Source organism: Kitasatospora sp. NPDC096147, from assembly GCF_044763225.1.
Lineage (GTDB): Bacteria > Actinomycetota > Actinomycetes > Streptomycetales > Streptomycetaceae > Kitasatospora.
In genome coordinates, this window is record NZ_JBIWFX010000002.1 from 178,155 (window position 1) to 194,920 (window position 16,766).

The 16,766-nt window shown below is 69.8% G+C and carries 14 protein-coding genes; 4 read left to right on the plus strand and 10 right to left on the minus strand.

Annotated elements, in window-relative coordinates:
- Positions 1-82: 82 nt before the first annotated feature.
- The 5 genes from ACIRBX_RS06295 to dnaB form a co-directional block, all read right to left on the minus strand.
- Entirely contained in the window at positions 83-2,734 is a 2,652-nt protein-coding gene (locus tag ACIRBX_RS06295; RefSeq protein WP_402294045.1) for a TniQ family protein, read from the minus strand.
- On the minus strand, positions 2,731-3,852 hold the full coding sequence (locus ACIRBX_RS06300; RefSeq protein ID WP_402294046.1) for an AAA family ATPase: 1,122 nt from the start codon (positions 3,850-3,852) through the stop codon (positions 2,731-2,733). The genes ACIRBX_RS06295 and ACIRBX_RS06300 overlap by 4 nt, the downstream gene beginning before the upstream one ends.
- Positions 3,849-5,978: a helix-turn-helix domain-containing protein gene (locus ACIRBX_RS06305; RefSeq protein WP_402294047.1), complete on the minus strand. Its 2,130-nt coding sequence runs from the start codon at positions 5,976-5,978 to the stop codon at positions 3,849-3,851. The genes ACIRBX_RS06300 and ACIRBX_RS06305 overlap by 4 nt, the downstream gene beginning before the upstream one ends.
- Positions 5,975-6,706 carry a TnsA-like heteromeric transposase endonuclease subunit gene (locus ACIRBX_RS06310; RefSeq protein ID WP_402294048.1) on the minus strand — a complete coding sequence of 244 codons (732 nt, stop codon included), beginning with the start codon at positions 6,704-6,706 and terminating at the stop codon, positions 5,975-5,977. Before ACIRBX_RS06310 ends, ACIRBX_RS06305 begins: the two co-directional genes overlap by 4 nt.
- Positions 6,707-6,901: 195 nt before the next feature.
- Positions 6,902-8,482, minus strand: a complete 1,581-nt coding sequence (gene dnaB / locus ACIRBX_RS06315) for a replicative DNA helicase (RefSeq protein ID WP_402294049.1) — start codon at positions 8,480-8,482, stop codon at positions 6,902-6,904.
- Positions 8,483-8,753: 271 nt separating this feature from the next.
- Here dnaB and ACIRBX_RS06320 point away from each other — a divergent pair, with 271 nt between their 5' ends.
- Positions 8,754-10,079, plus strand: coding sequence for an MATE family efflux transporter (locus ACIRBX_RS06320; RefSeq protein WP_402294050.1), 1,326 nt, complete (start codon positions 8,754-8,756; stop codon positions 10,077-10,079).
- A gap of 123 nt (positions 10,080-10,202) precedes the next feature.
- Here the strand turns inward: ACIRBX_RS06320 and rplI are convergent, their stop codons facing one another.
- The 4 genes from rplI to rpsF form a co-directional block, all read right to left on the minus strand.
- Complete coding sequence (gene rplI, locus ACIRBX_RS06325; protein WP_402294051.1) at positions 10,203-10,649, minus strand: 50S ribosomal protein L9; 447 nt, start codon at positions 10,647-10,649, stop codon at positions 10,203-10,205.
- Between the two features lie 17 nt (positions 10,650-10,666).
- Positions 10,667-10,903, minus strand: a complete 237-nt coding sequence (gene rpsR, locus ACIRBX_RS06330) for a 30S ribosomal protein S18 (RefSeq protein WP_030270170.1) — start codon at positions 10,901-10,903, stop codon at positions 10,667-10,669.
- Between the two features lie 68 nt (positions 10,904-10,971).
- Positions 10,972-11,592: a single-stranded DNA-binding protein gene (locus tag ACIRBX_RS06335; protein WP_402294052.1), complete on the minus strand. Its 621-nt coding sequence runs from the start codon at positions 11,590-11,592 to the stop codon at positions 10,972-10,974.
- A 101-nt stretch (positions 11,593-11,693) separates the two neighbouring features.
- Complete coding sequence (gene rpsF, locus ACIRBX_RS06340) at positions 11,694-11,984, minus strand: 30S ribosomal protein S6 (protein WP_345290507.1); 291 nt, start codon at positions 11,982-11,984, stop codon at positions 11,694-11,696.
- Between the two features lie 283 nt (positions 11,985-12,267).
- On the opposite strand from rpsF, the gene ACIRBX_RS06345 reads away from it, so the two are divergent.
- The 3 genes from ACIRBX_RS06345 (at position 12,268) to ACIRBX_RS06355 (ending at position 14,989) form a co-directional block, all read left to right on the plus strand.
- A complete protein-coding gene (locus tag ACIRBX_RS06345) occupies positions 12,268-12,570 on the plus strand; it encodes a hypothetical protein (RefSeq protein ID WP_402294053.1) in 303 nt (100 codons plus the stop codon).
- 212 nt (positions 12,571-12,782) lie between these two features.
- On the plus strand, positions 12,783-13,901 hold the full coding sequence (locus ACIRBX_RS06350) for a lipid II:glycine glycyltransferase FemX (RefSeq protein ID WP_402294054.1): 1,119 nt from the start codon (positions 12,783-12,785) through the stop codon (positions 13,899-13,901).
- Between the two features lie 53 nt (positions 13,902-13,954).
- The gene (locus ACIRBX_RS06355) at positions 13,955-14,989 is read left to right on the plus strand and encodes an alanine racemase (protein WP_402294055.1); all 1,035 of its coding nucleotides are present in this window, start codon (positions 13,955-13,957) and stop codon (positions 14,987-14,989) included.
- A gap of 10 nt (positions 14,990-14,999) precedes the next feature.
- On the opposite strand, the gene ACIRBX_RS06360 is transcribed toward ACIRBX_RS06355, so the two are convergent.
- Positions 15,000-16,661 (minus strand): glycosyltransferase family 87 protein, encoded by a 1,662-nt coding sequence (locus ACIRBX_RS06360; protein WP_402294056.1) that lies wholly within the window; start codon positions 16,659-16,661, stop codon positions 15,000-15,002.
- Positions 16,662-16,766 lie beyond the last annotated feature (105 nt).

Here is a 16,766-nt window from a genome sequence, read left to right on the forward strand (position 1 = left end):
ATCGCACCCTGCAGCTCCTAGTCTTCACGGACCCCCGACGGAGCCTTCCATCGCCTTTCCGACCTGGAGTGAGCTTCGGATTTCATGATGCTGCACCATCTTGAGACGTGCGAATAGCTCTGAGCACCCTCTTCCCCAAGGGGGTCAGCGTCATGGGTCGGCCGCGTTCGGCTCTGACCAGCAGCGGTCCGCCAAGGTCTCGCTCGATCCGGTTGATCTGCGCGACGAGGGTGAAGGTGTTGAGACCGAGGCCACTCGCCGCCGCGCTGAGGCTGGGGTAGGCGGATGCGGCCGCGAATCGGCTGAGGCGTTCGCTGGCACCCTGGCCGCCGAGTGCCGGCCGAAGGATGCGCGGCGCTCGATCGGCCCCGTCGGCAGCGCGAAGCGCCTGGCTGTGGCTGGCTCCTCCGCGTGATCGCAGCGGGACGTTGTGGGTCTTGGCCCAGCGCGCCATGTTCGCGGTACTCATGCCCTTCTCGCGGGCGAGGTCTGCAAGGGTCCGGCGGCGGTTGACGTACTGCTCGATCAGCCAGTCCCGTTCGACGGTTCCTCGCGGCTTGTAGTCCCGTGGGCCTTCGCGGAGCCGGATGTCGTACTCGTGCGCAAGCGGGGCGAGCACCTTGCGAGAGAAGCCGGTGAGGGCGGCGATCTGGTTCAGGGATTGGTGCTCGTGCAGGTAGAGCCGGACGAAGGTCTCCTTCGGCACCTCTTGGCGGGCTCGGTGACGGGTGGTGCCTGTCGCTCTGGCAACGGACCTGGTCGGCAGCGGTGCGGGAGCGGGATGCTCGTCCAGTACATAGCGGATCGCCTCGACGCTGGTGTCGAGTGCCCTGGCCGCGTACTGCACCGGATTCTTGCGCTGGCGGATGAGCTGGTGCAGGTGCGGGATCTCGATACGAGCGGGGTCGGGTCCGGGCAGGTCCAGTCCGTCGAGCAGGGAGGTAGGCGGCTGCCAGGTCACCGGCTCGTCGTGGATGTCGTGGGCTGCCAGGAAGTCCATAGCTGCGCGGTCCAGTTCCTTGGCCAGCTCGGGTGTTTGGAGGGCTGCAGCTCGGGCGGCCTCGGCTCTGAAGGGTGCTTCGCCGGCCTGGCGGTAGCCGGGGACGGCTTCGGTCGGCAGGCCACTGATGCGTTGGAACAACCGGCAGCGGATGATCTGCTCTCGTCGGCGTTGGCCGGGCGATGTGCCGGTGCTGCGGCAGATGTCGAGCCAGCGCTCGTGCGGCAGCAGGTTGGTGTAGTCGAGGCGGCGGCGCCGCTGGTAGTCGATGGGAATGTCGTTGGAGTCAAGGTAGTCGGCCAGGCGGACCAGGGCGGTCATCATGTCCGGCCATTTCGGCTGATCGTTCAGCAATTGCAAGATCCGGGAGATGTCGATGCCGTCAGCGACTGCGCCGAGGTGCCGGGCCACGTCATCAAGGCTGGTCCGACTGCCGATTATCAGGAGAGCGCTGGCCAGGACGGGCGCGAGAACACGAGGGTAGACCCCTTCCGACGGGGTGAGCCGTACTGCCCAGGCCGGCCAGAATGTGCTGGCTATGTTCCGGGCTCGGCACGCCAGCTCAGTGTCCGTGAGGTTCGGTCTGCTGGGCATGCTGGTCACCGTGCGGAAGCGGAGCTGGTCACTGGGCCGGAACGACGGGGCGAGCGCGGCCAGGTGTACCGCGTTGAGCACGGGGCTCAGGCCGCGTCCCCAGCTGTCGATGCTCGTGGCACTGATCTGCCAGAGCTCTTCGCGCATCGCCTCCAGCAGTCCGCGCATCGCCTCCCCGGCTTGGTGGAGATCCCGGTGTTCAAGGACTCGCAGCGCAATGGTCATCGCGGCACCGGCGCTCACGGCCCGTGGCGGGGCCATGAAGCCGGGCCGCTCCACGGCCCGGGATGCGAGTTGGGAGCTGGGGTCGGGCGTGAAATGCTCGTCGGCGAGGTCGGCGGGCAGCAGCTTCTTGATGACGCCAGCGGGGAGGTCCGCCAGCACTCGTCCGCCGAGGGCTCGGATGTCCGCGAGGGCGTCGTATGCCGGCTGCGGGCTGGCGGTGTAGGCACCGAAGGCGGCTGTCCCGGATTCGATGATCTCCAGCAGCCGGTCCTGGGCGGTCAGCGCTGGATGGCCTGCGGGCAGCCGAAGCGTTCTGGTCTTGGTGAGGTCAAAGCCGCAGCCACCGGATATCGCTCTGCCGGGTTGTGAGGGGGGATTGCCGCAGATGCCCGGCTGGGGAACGACCCGGCCGGAACGGGGCCGCTCCCGCTGGACACGCCCGCAGTTCGGGCAGCAGTCCGCGAGCAGGCGACGGTGGCGGGGGCAGGCGAAGGCCCATCCCAGGCGCCAGGCCAACTGCCAGCGGCCGCCGGAGCCGGCCAGGCAGTCCGGGCAGAACCGCGATCCTCGGCCGCGGCCCCAGAGCACCCGGCGGTCGACGTGCCGGCGGGCCAGGTCGATACGAAGGGCGCGTTGGTCGTAGTGGGCCAGCGTCATGGTCGTGATCAGAGCCGGCGAGAGTCCGCTCGCGTGCGCGACGGCCGATGTCTCGTGCTCGCGCAGCGCGATCGTCCAGTCCGGCGGGATGTCCCTGAGGTGGTTCCCGGATCGGTCTCTCACCGGGAAGCCGAGATGCGACCGCACGTCGCCAAGTGGGGTGCCCAGCCGATGGGCCAGGGCTTCGAGCCAGGAGTCGAGTGCTTCGCCGGGTAGGGGGTCGATCCGGATCGGCAGCGTCCTTGGGGCACCGGTCATGCCGATTTCCTGCGTGCGGTCTGCGGCCGGCTGGTCAGTCGCCGCTTCTCCAGGGCGGCTTCGAGTTCCTGGCGGGCCTTCTCCGAAGCTTCGTCGTTCTTCACGCCGTCCAGCAGGTCTTGGCTGAGTGTTTCCTCACCGCTTCGCACTGCCCGTTGGCAGCCGCGGTTGATCAGCGTCATCAGGGAACCGATGTGGCCGGTGCTGCGGGCGAAGAGATAGTCGGACAGGTCGTCCGCGAGCATGCCCGGGTGCTTGTCGGTCAGGACAATGCGCTGTTCGAGGGCCAGCAGTATCTGCCGCCACTCCTGGCGGTTCTTCTCGGTCTCGATCGTGAACGGTCGCATGCCGAGCCGTGTGGTGCGGCGGCCGGTCTGGGCCATGACCGCGTCGCCCTTGGTGCCGCCCTCGCTGAACAGTCCCTTGTCGGCGAGTCCGACGCCGACCATCAGCAGGGTCACCGGGAACTCGTTGGCGATCCACTTGAGGTGGTTGCTGACCTCGATGCCGTTCGTGTTGCGCCACTTCAGGAAGTGCAGGTCGTCCAGCGCGAGCAGGCGGACCTCGCAGGAGAGCACGCAGTCCAGGGCTCGCTGCCCGAGTTGGGCGGTGGTCCCGCGGTTGCGTCCCGGGTGGCCGAAGAACTCCAGCATGGCCCGGTTGAGGTCCTTCATGCCGGTATTGCCGGTCAGGCCGACCCGGCAGACCGGCACCCGTTCGTTCCCCTGGGGGGTGAACTCTCCTTGCTCGGCTATCTCCCGGCGGTGGAACTCCCGGGCGAATGCCAGCACCGAGGTGGTCTTGCCCAAGCCGGGAAAGGCATCGACTGCGACGGCGCCCTTGGCCTTGTCACCGTCCTGCAGGTTGCTGTCGATGATGTCCCACAAGTCCTCGTGGAGCTCTGCCAGTTGCGGTGTCCTGAGTGGCCCGAGGTTGGCGTGCCACTCACGCCTGCTGCGGTTGTAATCGGCTCGCGTTTGCGGGCTCAGGGCCTTGAGTTGGGCGCGTGTCAGTACGTCGGGTTGGGTGCGGCGCGGGCCGTCGGCGAACGCCTTGAAGTCCTCTTTCCGGGATAGCGCCAGGTTCGCCGGGCTGGGCAGGCTGGCCGTGCTGGTCACACGTCCTCCAGGGCGTCGGCGTAGAAGTCGTCCTCGCCGGCGAGGTCTTCCAGGTCGGCTTCGTCGTCATCGCCGAGCTCCGTCGGCTCTGGTTGCTCTGGCTCCGGCGTGTCCGGGTTGGCCCCGAGGGCCTTGCGTACGGAGGGAAGTGAGATGACCATCTCGGCCTCGGTCTCCGGCAGTTCGATCGCAGCCTGTTCTCGGGAGAGGCGTAGAGCCATGCGCCGTTCGGCCAGCGTCGTTCCCAGTCCGAGGTTCCACCGTTCCAGCAGGTCCGCAACGGCGAGTCGGTCGTCCGGGTAGCGGTACTTCGAGGCGGCCAGCTTCCGGGCGAAGGCCAGGGCGTCCTCACTCAACGGCATGTTCGCTGAAGGGGCATGCTCCCAGAGCAGGGTGTGCCAGCGGCGGCTGTCGGGATCCCGGAAGTAGATCCTGGTGATGTCGTCGGGGTCCACTTGGAACGGCCAGCCGTTCTTGGCCGGTCCGTCATACGGGCTCTTGGCGGTGCGGTAGGCGGTGAGCGCGGGTCCGTTGTACCGGCGGCGGTCGATCTCGACGCCGTAGTGCTGGATCGTGCGCCACCTGGTCTCAAGGAACTCGAAGGCAAGGTTCGGATCCCGAGGAGCCTCGATGTAGCCGGCCCGAGCCATGCCGTGCTCGAACATCTTCGCCGGGGACATCCTCATCCCGGGCAGGCCCGGATCGAGGAGACCGGAGTGGGGTCGACAGTGATAGACCACCGCGGTCCACTCACGGATGATCGCCTCCAACTCGTCCAGGAAGAAGAACGCGTCGTCCTCCGGCCTCTCGCCCCGGGAGTGGATATCAGGCCCCTTGTAGCCGGGCAGGGCCTGCAGGAGGTCCTCGCGCAGGGTGCGGAAGAACCGCTCGACTGGGCCTTTGTCCCGGCCCGTCCGCAGCCGCGCGGGCTGGATCGAGATGCCCATCCGGCGGCAGACGCTGGTCAAGTGCTCCGAGACGTAGACCTTGCCGTGGTCAACCACCAGCGTCTCCGGGACCAAGGCCGGGGACGCGAGCCCCAGACCCTCAGCCGCGTCGACGTCGACCAGCACCGTCCTGGGGATCCCGTGCTCGGGCCAGACCGCATGTCTCGACCAGTCCTTCCCCGCTGGCCGAGGCCGGAACGACTGGTAGAGCACCGCGCTGACGTCCACGGCCTTCGTCGACACTGGCGTGAGCCGGATCCCGGTGACGCAGCGGGTGTACCAGTCCATGCCGACCGAGAGCTCTGCCTGGACCCATCGCAGCGTGAGCGGATCGAACGCGAACACGTCCAACCGGGTTGAGTCCATCAGCAGGTACTCACCCGGCCTGGTCGGCCGCAGCTTGCCATAGGCGCCGTCCGGCCGGTCGGCGATATCCCGGTTCCGCTTAGTGCTGAGCCGGAACAGCGGGTGCCGCCGCTCCAACTCCGTGAGCACCCGGTAGGCCGTGGCTTGGCTGGGCTGAGGTACGACGTCCGGACCGAACCGCGCGATCAGCCGGGCCTGAGTCCGGTCGATGACCATCTTGCGTGACGGCTTCGACTCCCCGGTGTGCTCGACCATGACTTCCAGCGCGGTCTCCACCCAACGGTCATCGGCCCTGCCGAAGGGCCGTGCCTGGGAGCTTGTCCGCCGAACGAGGCCGGCCTCACCGTGTCGGCGGTAGTCGGCAACCCATCGTCGAACGGTGCGATCGGTGATCCCGAGTTCCGAGGCCTTCGCCGCATAGCGTGCATCCAGCGACAGGGTCGGCGTGTACGGAGCTCGCGGTTCGCCTCCACGCGCCAGTTCAGCGCTGCCTGACCGATAACCCGTGAGAAGCTCCCGGACGTGCTCGGCACGCTCCAGGATCTGCCGTCTGTCGTCCTCGTCCAACTGCCCCAGCACCACCGAGGCGATCTCATCGGCGTCATCCGAAGACGGTCCTGGCCCATCCGGGATGAGGGTGGCCCGGTCGGAGAAGAGCAGTTCTCGCAAGGAGAGCCGCAGGAGCCTGCCCTGACTGTCCTTGAGGACGACCTCGTTTCCGGCCGTGGTGGCAGCCATCTCAACCACCTCGACGGTCTCCCCGTCGTAGCGAAAGTGCGTACCGACGCCGACCCGCGCCCCCGCCCTGCTCACGCAGCCCTCCTCAGCACGTGCGCCGAACTCAACGGCCGGTCGAGATTCACCGTGAACTCGTGCGTCCACAACAAGTGATAGACCGCAGAGCGGACTTGCTCCTCCGAGCGCCCCGGCAAGCAGGCCACAGCGCACTGCAGGGAGACTCCGTCGAGCTCAGCGCCACGGAGCTCGTCAACGAGCCCACGATCGAACAGCCAGTCTCTGCGGTAGCCCGACAAGAAACGGATGTTCTCCAGCTCAGCCGCAGGTGGCTCGCTCCAGACCTCGTACTTCCACCCCCGAAGCTCCACCGCCTCACGGGTCCAGCCGAACGTAAAAGCCACCTCCGGCTTGGACAGCCGGTGCAACGGCTTCACATCCACAACCACAGGCCCCTCGTCGGTGACCAGGAGGTAGTCCGGGATGTGCTTGCGCACAGCCTCGCCTACCTGGGCCTTGAGCAGAAATGGCTGGGCCACGATGCGCCGTACGGAAGGATCGAAATCAGCGAAGAGGAGCCTCGCCAGTTCGAGGCGCGACTCATAGATGACGTGGTCATGCATTGTGGCGGACCAGTAGGTGCCCGAGTAGTGCCGCTGACCCCTGTACCAGCGGAAGGTCCGCCAGGGTGTCGCCGCCGCAAGCCCGTCGATCGAGGACCCAGCCCACTCCCGGTTCTCAACCAGCCTGCCGCTCGCGCTCCGCAGGCTCACGGTGATCGACGCCGCGCTCAGCTCTACCGCCATGAGTCACCCCCGGATCGTCGGCAGCCTCCGCGAGCGCTACGTTCGCATCCGCGTGAGACTCCCGCGCCAGGTCTGGGACAAGCTCACCCAAACGAGTGATGGCAGTGAACAGCGATTCTCAATCCCGTGTCAGTTCGGCCAGTCAGATGACATCACGACTGAGAAAATGACACGGGATTTGAGAACCTACATCCGTCAGGTCACGTCGCGGGTCATGTCGACGAAGCGCGAGTAGTGGCCCTGGAAGGCGACCGTGATGGTGGCGGTCGGGCCGTTACGGTGCTTGGCGACGATCAGGTCGGCCTCGCCCGCGCGCGGGGACTCCTTCTCGTAGGCGTCCTCGCGGTGCAGCAGGATGACCATGTCGGCGTCCTGCTCGATCGAGCCGGACTCACGCAGGTCGCTGACCATCGGCTTCTTGTCGGTGCGCTGCTCGGGGCCACGGTTCAGCTGGGAGAGCGCGATCACCGGGAGCTCCAGCTCCTTGGCGAGCAGCTTGAGGTTACGGGACATGTCCGAGACCTCCTGCTGGCGGTTCTCGGCCCGCCGGGAGCCGCCGGACTGCATCAGCTGGAGGTAGTCGATGACCACCAGCTTGAGGTCCTGACGCTGCTTCAGGCGGCGGCACTTGGCCCGGATCTCCATCATCGACAGGTTCGGCGAGTCGTCGATGAAGAGCGGGGCGGCGGTGACGTCCGGCATCCGCCGGGCCACCCGGGTCCAGTCGTCGTCGGTCATGTTGCCGGAGCGCATGTGGTGCAGGGCGACCCGGGCCTCCGCCGAGAGCAGGCGCATGGCGATCTCGTTGCGCCCCATTTCGAGGGAGAAGATGACGCTGGGCAGCCCGTTGGTGATCGAGCAGGCCCGGGTGAAGTCCAGCGCCAGGGTCGACTTGCCCATCGCGGGACGGGCCGCGATGACGATCATCTGGCCGGGGTGCAGCCCGTTGGTGAGCGCGTCCAGGTCGGCGAAGCCGGTCGGCACGCCGGACATCTGGCCCTGCCGGGAGCCGATCGCCTCGATCTCGTCGAGCGCGCCCTCCATGATGTCGGCCAGCGGCGCGTAGTCCTCGCTGGTGCGCTGCTCGGTGACGGCGTAGATCTCGGCCTGGGCAGCGTTGACGATCTCGTCCACGTCGCCCTCGGCGGCGTAGCCCATGCCGGCGATCCGGGTGCCGGCCTCGACCAGCCGGCGGAGCACCGCGCGCTCGTGCACGATCTCGGCGTAGTACTCGGCGTTGGCCGCCGTGGGCACCGAGTTGACCAGGGTGTGCAGGTAGCCGGGACCGCCGACCCGGGTCAGCTCGCCGCGCTTGGTGAGCTCGCCGGCCACCGTGATCGGGTCGGCCGGCTCGCCCCGGGCGTAGAGGTCGAGGATGGCGCCGTGGATCAGCTCGTGCGCGGGCCGGTAGTAGTCGGCCGGCTTGAGCACCTCGACCACGTCGGCGATGGCGTCCTTGGACAGCAGCATGCCGCCGAGCACCGACTGCTCGGCCGCCAGGTCCTGCGGGGGCACCCGCTCGAAGCCCTCGGCCTCCGGGCGCTCGTCGCCGTCCCCGTCGCGGCGGCGCCCGCCGCCCTTGCCGAAGGACCCCTTGCCCTTGCCGAAGCCGCCCTCGCCCCGTCCGTCGCCCTTGCCGCCGTCCCGCCGCCCCACCGGGAGGCGGTCACCGGGCCCGTCCGGGAACGGCCCCGGCGGGAAGGCGTCGTCGGACGGCTGCCAGTCGTCCTCCGGGGGCGGGGGCGCATCGTGGTCGTCGTACTGGGGGCCGGTCACCAGCCAACGCTACCAAGCAGTTATCCACAGGGCGTGTGGACAACTGTCCCCATGCTGTGGAGAACTCACCGATTCCTGTGCACAACCCTGTGGACGTACCTGAGTGACCACCGCCATGACCGCTCTGACCTGCGAGGACGGGCGATCCGCGGTGTGACGAGAAATCGTCCACACACTTCCCCGGGCGGCCGAGCCGCCGTTCGATCATCGTTTCGAGTAAGAGCCCTTGCCCTCTTGTGCCACTTACCTGTGGATGAGTAGCCTTGGCTGAATGAGATCCGCCACGTCCCGCCGCCGGCACGACCGGGAGATCCTCGCCCTGGCCGTCCCGGCCTTCGGCGCCCTGGTCGCCGAACCGCTCTTCCTGATGGCCGACTCGGCCGTGGTCGGCCACCTCGGCACCTCCCAGCTGGCCGGCCTGGGCGTCGCCTCCACGGTGCTGGCCACCCTCACCGGCGTCTTCGTCTTCCTGGCCTACGCCACCACCGCCGCGGTGGCCCGCCGGATCGGCGCCGGTGACCGCCGGGCCGCCGTCCAGCAGGGCATCGACGGCATCTGGCTGGCCCTGCTGATCTCGGCCGGCCTGGTGGTACTCACCCTGCTGTTCGCCCCGCAGGCCGCCGAGCTGCTCGGCGCCTCCGACACCGCCGCCCCGCACGCGGTGACCTACCTGCGGATCAGCGCGCTCGGCATCCCGGCCATCCTGCTGGTGCTGGCCGCCACCGGCGTGCTGCGCGGCCTGCAGGACACCCGCACCCCGCTCCGGGTGGCCGTCGCCGGCTTCGCCGTCAACCTGCTGCTCAACCTGCTGCTGGTCTACGGGGCCGGCCTCGGGGTGGCCGGCTCGGCCTGGGGCACCGTGCTGGCCCAGACCGGCATGGCCGCCGTGTACGTCGTGGTGGTGGTGCGCGGCGCCCGCCGGGAGGGCGCCGGGCTGCGGCCGGACGCGGCCGGCATCCGGGCCTGCGCCCGGGCCGGCGGCCCGCTGCTGGTCCGCACCCTGAGCCTGCGGGCCGTGCTGATGCTGGCCACCGCCGTGGCGGCCGGCCTGGGCGACGTGCCGATGGCGGCCCATCAGATCGTCTTCACCATCTGGACCTTCCTGGCCTTCGCCCTGGACGCCATCGCCATCGCCGGCCAGGCCATCGTCGGCCGCTACCTGGGCGCCTCGGACGTGCCCGGCACCCGGGAGGCGACCCGCCGGATGGTCGAGTGGGGGCTCGGGGTGGGCCTGCTCCTCGGCCTGCTGCTGGTGCTGGCCCGCCCGCTGTACGTCCCGCTGTTCACCGAGGACCCGGTGGTCCGCGAGCAGGTCTCCCGGGTGCTGCTGGTGATCGCGCTGGCCCAGCCGCTGGGCGGGCTGGTCTTCGTGCTGGACGGCGTGCTGATGGGCGCCGGGGACGGCCGCTACCTGGCCTGGGCCGGGATCGGCACCCTGCTGGTGTTCGCCCCGGTGGCCCTGCTGGTGCCGACCCTGGGCGGCGGGCTGATCGCGCTCTGGTGGGCGATCAACCTGTTCATGCTGGCCCGGGGCGCCTTCCTGGGCGGACGGGTGCTGACCGACCGCTGGCTGGTCACCGGCGCGGTCCGGAGCTGACGGCCCGTCACCAGGGCCGCCACCCGGGCCCGCCCCCAGGGCCGCCACAAGGCCCGTCGGCTCCGGCACGGCGAACGGCCCGGCTCCCCGAGGGGGGCCGGGCCGTTGACGCTAACGCGTGGTTCAGGCAGCGACGACGGCGACGTCGAGGTTGGCCTGGACGTCGGCGTGCAGCTTGACCGAGACCTTGTGGGTGCCCACGGTCTTGATCGGCGAGGCGATCGCGACGGCGCGCTTGTCCACCGCCGGGCCGCCGGCGGCCTTGATGGCCTCGACGACGTCGGACTGGGTCACCGAGCCGAACAGACGGCCGGCGTCGCCCGAGCGGACGGCCAGCTTGACCTGGACGCCCTCGAGCTTGCCCTTGACCTCGTTGGCGGCCTCGAGGGTCTGGATCTCGTGGATCTTGCGGGCGCGACGGATCGCGTCGACGTCCTTCTGGCCGCCCTTGGTCCAGCGGATGGCGAAGCCACGCGGGACCAGGAAGTTGCGGGCGTAACCGTCCTTGACCTCGACGACCTCGCCGGCCGAGCCGAGACCGGGGACCTCGTGAGTGAGGATGATCTTCATTCTTCGGTCACCCTCTCTTAGCGCGTGGTGGAGGTGTAGGGCAGCAGCGCCATCTCACGGCTGTTCTTCACGGCCGTGGCGACGTCACGCTGGTGCTGGGTGCAGTTGCCGGTGACCCGGCGGGCACGGATCTTGCCACGGTCGGAGATGAACTTCCGCAGCAGGTTCGTGTCCTTGTAGTCAACGTAGTTGACCTTGTCCTTGCAGAAGACGCAAACCTTCTTCTTAGGCTTGCGAGCAGGCGGCTTCGCCATTGTGTGCTCCTGTGAATACGAGATCTGTCAGCATCGCCGGGCTTCCGAGGGCCCGGCACGCACCGCTGTTAGAACGGAGGCTCTTCCGAGTAGCCGCCACCGGCCGGGGCGCCCCAGCCACCGCCGCCGCCACCCTGGTTTCCACCGGAGGGCGCGGGAGAGCTGGAAGCCCACGGGTCGTCGGACGGGCCGGACTGGCCGCCACCGGAGTTGCCACCCCAGTTGCCGCCGCCCTGCTGGCCGCCACCGCCGCCCCAGGAACCGCCCTGGCCGCCGCCGCCCTGCTGGCCGCCGTAGCCACCGCCGCCGCCGGGACCGCCGGAGCGGTTGGCGCGGGTGACCTTGGCGGTCGCCGAGCGGAGGCTCGGGCCGACCTCGTCGACCTCGACCTCGAAGACCGTCCGCTTCTCGCCTTCCTTGGTCTCGTAAGACCGCTGGCGCAGTCGGCCCTGCACGATCACGCGCATGCCGCGCTGCAGCGACTCGGCCACGTTCTCCGCCGGCTGACGCCAGACGTTGCACGTGAGGAAGAGGCTCTCGCCGTCCTTCCACTCGTTGGTCTGGCGGTCGAAGGTGCGCGGGGTGGACGCGATACGGAACTTCGCGACCGCCGCACCCGACGGGGTGAAGCGCAGCTCGGGGTCGTCGACGAGATTGCCGACGAGGGTGATGACGGTCTCGCCTGCCATGGATGGTGACCTCTCGGAAAGAAGTTCTGCGGTGCTCGTCCGCTGTTTCACGTGAAACAGCGGGCGCGAGCCACCTGACGCCTAGGGCGTCAGACGGTGGCTCAGTGGGTGTCCGGGCGCAGGACCTTGGTCCGCAGAACCGACTCGCTCAGGCTGAGCTGACGGTCGAGCTCCTTGACGACCTCGGGCGTGGCCTTCAGGTCGATGACCGAGTAGATGCCCTCGGACTGCTTGTTGATCTCGTACGCCAGGCGACGACGACCCCAGGTGTCGATCTTCTCGACCTTGCCGCCGCCGTTGCGCACGACGTTCAGGAAGGACTCGATCAGCGGGGCGACGGCGCGCTCCTCGACGGAGGGGTCGAGGATGAGCATGAGCTCGTAGTGACGCATGGGTAACCCACCTCCTTTGGACTCAGCGGCCACGGTCTCTCCGTGGCAGGAGGGTTGTGCAGCGTCGGCACGGGTGTGCGGACGACGTACCGAGGACGCTAGCCCTCGGCACTGACATCCGGCTCCCGGCCCGGTGAAGGGCAGACGGGGGCACAAGTACACCAGTGCAGACCGCACAGCCTACCTGCACCCGGACGGCCGAACAAAACGCATAGGGGTTGTGAACCACCACCCAATCGCCGCAATCTGGACAGAACGGCTCTTCACCCGGGAGGTGGGCCCCATGGCACAGACCGTGCGCCGCACGCCGCCGTTCACCCTCAACACCGACGGCCATCCGCACCCCAGGGAGAACGCGCTCGTCGGGGCGGCAGTCGTCCTGGGCCTGGTGGCCTTCGTGACGGCGTTCTTCCACAACCTGCACCTGATCAGCTCCTGGACCGGGCTGTTCGGCATCCTGGTCGCCCTCTGGGGCTTCTTCGTCTCGGCCACCACGGCCGAGCGCTTCGTGCTGATGATCTCGCTCGGCGCCGCCGGCGTCGGCTTCTACCTGGGCGTCGCCCACGGCGGACTCTGGGGCGCGTGACCCACGCCCGCGCGCTGGTCCGGCCGGACAGGTCGGCCCGGACCGCGTAACCTCCGACGCCCTCCCCGCGTACACACCGCGAGGGAGGGCGTCCCCCGTCGCCCCGCGCCGTCCGGCCGCCGTCCGACCGGCCCGGAGCACTGCGCCCGAAACGGACCATTCGGGCGATAGGGTCACCCTGGACCGGCCCGACCTAGGAGGAGCACCCCAGCATGAGCCTGCGTCTGAGGACGATCACCCGTGAGGAACACCTGGACTTCGTCCGGGCCCGGCCGTCGGCCAGTCACATGCAGGTGCCGTCCTGGGGGGACGTCAAGAGCGAGTGGCGCACCGAGAGCATCGGCTGGTTCGACGGCGCGGACCGGCTGGTCGGCGCCGGGCTGGTGCTCTACCGGCAGCTGCCCAAGCTCAAGCGGTACCTGGCCTACCTGCCGGAGGGCCCGGTGATCGACTGGTTCGACCGGGACCTGGACCGCTGGCTGGACCCGATGCTGGCGCACCTCAAGGCGCAGGGCGCGTTCTCGGTGAAGATGGGGCCGCCGGTGGTGATCCGCCGGTGGAACGCGCCCACCATCAAGGAGGCGATCGCCTCCAAGCAGGCCAAGCGCCTGCGCGACCTGGACCCGGACTGGTACGAGCCGCGCGCCTTCGAACTGGCCGACCGGCTGCGGAAGTCCGGCTGGCTGCAGGGCGAGGACGGCGGGGCCGGCTTCGGCGACGTGCAGCCGCGCTACGTGTTCCAGGTGCCGCTGGCCAACCGCTCGCTGGACGACGTGCAGAAGGGCTTCAACCAGCTCTGGCGGCGCAACATCAAGAAGGCCGAGAAGAGCGGCGTCGAGGTGGTCCAGGGCGGCTACGAGGACCTCGCGGTCTTCCACAGGCTCTACGTGGTGACCGCCGAGCGGGACCACTTCACCCCGCGCCCGCTCTCCTACTTCCAGCGGATGTGGACCGCCCTCACCGCCGAGGACCCCAACCGGATGCGGCTCTACCTCGCCCACCACGAGGGCGAACCGCTGGCCGCCACCACCATGCTGACGGTCGGTGAGCACGTCTGGTACTCCTACGGCGCCTCCGCCAACCACAAGCGCGAGGTCAAGCCGTCCAACGCGGTGCAGTGGCGGATGATGCGCGACTCCTACGCGCTCGGCGCGAGCATCTACGACCTGCGCGGGATCAGCGACACCCTGGACGAGGAGGACCACCTGTTCGGGCTGATCCAGTTCAAGGTCGGCACCGGCGGCCAGGCCGCCGAGTACGTCGGCGAGTGGGACTTCCCGCTCAACAAGCTGCTGCACAAGGCGCTCGACCTCTACATGTCGCGCCGCTGACCCGGCCCCGCCCCGTCTGACCCACCCTCACCACCCCGGGGAGACAAGCCCAGATGACCCTCTCGCTCCGGCTGGACACCGCCCGCTGGCGGGCCCACCAACGCTCCGTGCTGGCCGAGTTCCCCGGGCTGGTGCCGGTGGCCAAGGGCAACGGCTACGGCCTCGGCAACCTCCGGCTGGCCGAGGAGGCCGGGCTGCTGGGCACCGGGCTGCTCGCGGTCGGCACCGCCGAGGAGGCGGTGGCGGTGGCCGGCTCGTTCGGCGGCGAGCTGCTGGTGCTCACCCCGTACCGGATCGGCGAGGACCCGCTGCCGGCCGCGCTGACCGGGCGGGTGGTCCGGACGGTGGCCCACCTGGAGGCGGCCCGGGCACTGCCGCCCGGCGGCCGGGTGGTGGTGGAGTGCATGACCTCGATGCGCCGGCACGGCATCGCGCCGGCCGACCTGGCCCGGCTGCCGGTGGACGGCCTGCGGCTGGAGGGCTTCGCCCTGCACCTGCCGCTGGACCGGCCGGACGGCTCCGACCCGGTGGCCGAGGTGGCCGGCTGGGTGGACGCGGTGGCCGCCGCCGGGCTGCCCACCGACCGGTTCTTCCTCAGCCACCTCGGCTCGGCCGGCCTGGCGCGGCTGGCCGAGCGCCACCCCCGCACCGACTTCCGCTCCCGGATCGGCACCCGGCTCTGGCTCGGCGACGTCGGCGCGCTCACCGCGCTGGCCACCGTCACGGACGTCACCCCGGTGGCCAAGGGCGACCGCTACGGCTACCGCCAGCACCGGGCCCCCTCGGACGGCCACCTGCTGGTGGTCTCCGGCGGCACCGCGCACGGGGTCGGCCTGGAGGCGCCCAAGTACGTGCACGGCATGCTGCCCCGGGCCAAGGGCCTGGCCCGGGCCGGCCTGGCCACCGTGAACCGCACCCTCTCCCCGTACTCCTGGGACGGCCGCCAGCTCTGGTTCGCCGAGCCCCCGCACATGCAGGTGAGCATCCTGTTCCTGCCCGCCGGGGCCAAGCCCCCGGCGATCGGCGACGAGCTGGAGCTGAACACCCGTCACACCACCACCCACTTCGACCGGGTGGTGGACGCCTAGCCCGGAGGCCTCAGCCCTTGCCGTTGCGCAGTTGCTCGGGCCGCGGCCCGGCACCCGGCTCGCCCGGCTCCTCGGCGTCCGGCGCAGCTGCGTCCGGCTCCTCCGCCCCGGCCACGTCGTGCACGGTGTGGCCGGGCTCGAAGCGCTCGGGGAGCCAGTCGGCCTGCTCGGGCAGGGCGTAGTCGGCGTAGCTGCGGTCCTCCCGCAGGCGGCGGGCGGCGCCGAGCACGAAGACGTCGGGGGCCCGGTCCAGGACCCCGCCCGACGGGTCGTCACTTCCGTCCCAGCGGACCGGGTCCAGCTCCGGGCGGAGGATGTCGCGGACCACCATCCAGCACAGGTAGAGCGTGCCGAGCAGGTGCAGCACGATGGCCAGCTGGTACCAGTCCTGGTTAATGCCGTGCTGCTTGGAGTCGCCGCTGAAGGCCAGGTAGGACCAGACGCCGAGGAAGTAGAGCACCTCGCAGGTCTGCCAGATCAGGAAGTCCCGCCAGCGCGGCCGGGCCAGCGCGGCGAGCGGGATCAGCCAGAGCACGTACTGCGGCGAGTAGACCTTGTTGGTCAGGATGAACGCGGCCACGATCAGGAAGGCCAGCTGGGCGAAGCGCGGGCGGCGCGGTGCGGAGAGCGCCAGCCAGCAGATGGCCAGGCAGGCGAGGATCAGCAGGCCGGCGATCCAGGTGTTGAGGGTCTCCAACTGCTCGCCCCGGTCCTGCATCAGGATCAGCCAGAAGGAACCGAAGTCCTCCTTGCGGGTCTGGCTGAAGGTGTAGAAGGTCGACCAGCCCTTGAAGTTGGCCGCCATCACCGGGAGGTTGACGAGCAGCCAGGCGCCGGCCGCGCCCCCGGCGGCCTGCCAGAACTCGCGCCACTTGCCGGACCGCCAGCAGAGCACGAAGAGCGGGCCGAGCAGCAGGAAGGGGTAGAGCTTGGCGGCGGTGGCCAGGCCGATGAAGGCGCCGGCCCAGGCCGGGCGGCGGCCGGCCCAGTAGGCCATCGCGACGGCGCAGAAGGCGACCGCCAGCAGGTCCCAGTTGATGGTGAGGTTGAGCGCCAGCGCGGGGGCCAGCGCGAACAGCAGGGCGTCCCACGGACGGCGGCGGTGGGTCCGGGTGAGGGCCACCACGGTGACCACCGCACAGGCCGTCAGCATCCCGGCGTTGATCAGCCAGAACCACTGCTCCTGGGTCTCGGTGCTGCCGCCGCCCGGCGTCAGCCAGGCCGCCACCTGCATGAACAGGCCGGTCAGCACCGGGTACTCCAGGTACTGCATGTCCGCACTGGGCTGCGGCAGCATGTCCACGTACGGGGTCAGCCCGGCGGCGAAGCCGCGCCAGGTGAACAGGTGCGGGATGTCGCTGTAGCAGGCGTGGGTGTACTGGGTGGTGGCGCCCCGGAACCAGCCGTCGGTGTAGCAGGGCAGCTTCTGCGCCATGCCGAGCACGCAGGTGACGATCACCAGTAGGGCCAGGAAGCGGGCCGGGACCCACCAGTTGACGCCGAGCAGGGCCCGGCGCCCGGGCGGGCCGCCGAACAGTTCGCTGCCGGCGGCGGCCACCGGGTCCTCGTCCGCGGGCACGACCACGGTGTTCGGCGGCGGCCCGTCGGCCGCCACCGGGTCCGGGGCGGTGGCCGTGCTGCTGCCGTTCTCGTCACGCGCGCTCGACGTCATGGCGGACATGATGCCGCACTGGTCCACTCCACAGCAGGTGCCCCCGCCAACGGATTCCGGCGGCGGCCCGGAACGCGCCCGGAACGCGCCGGTGGCGGCCCTCCG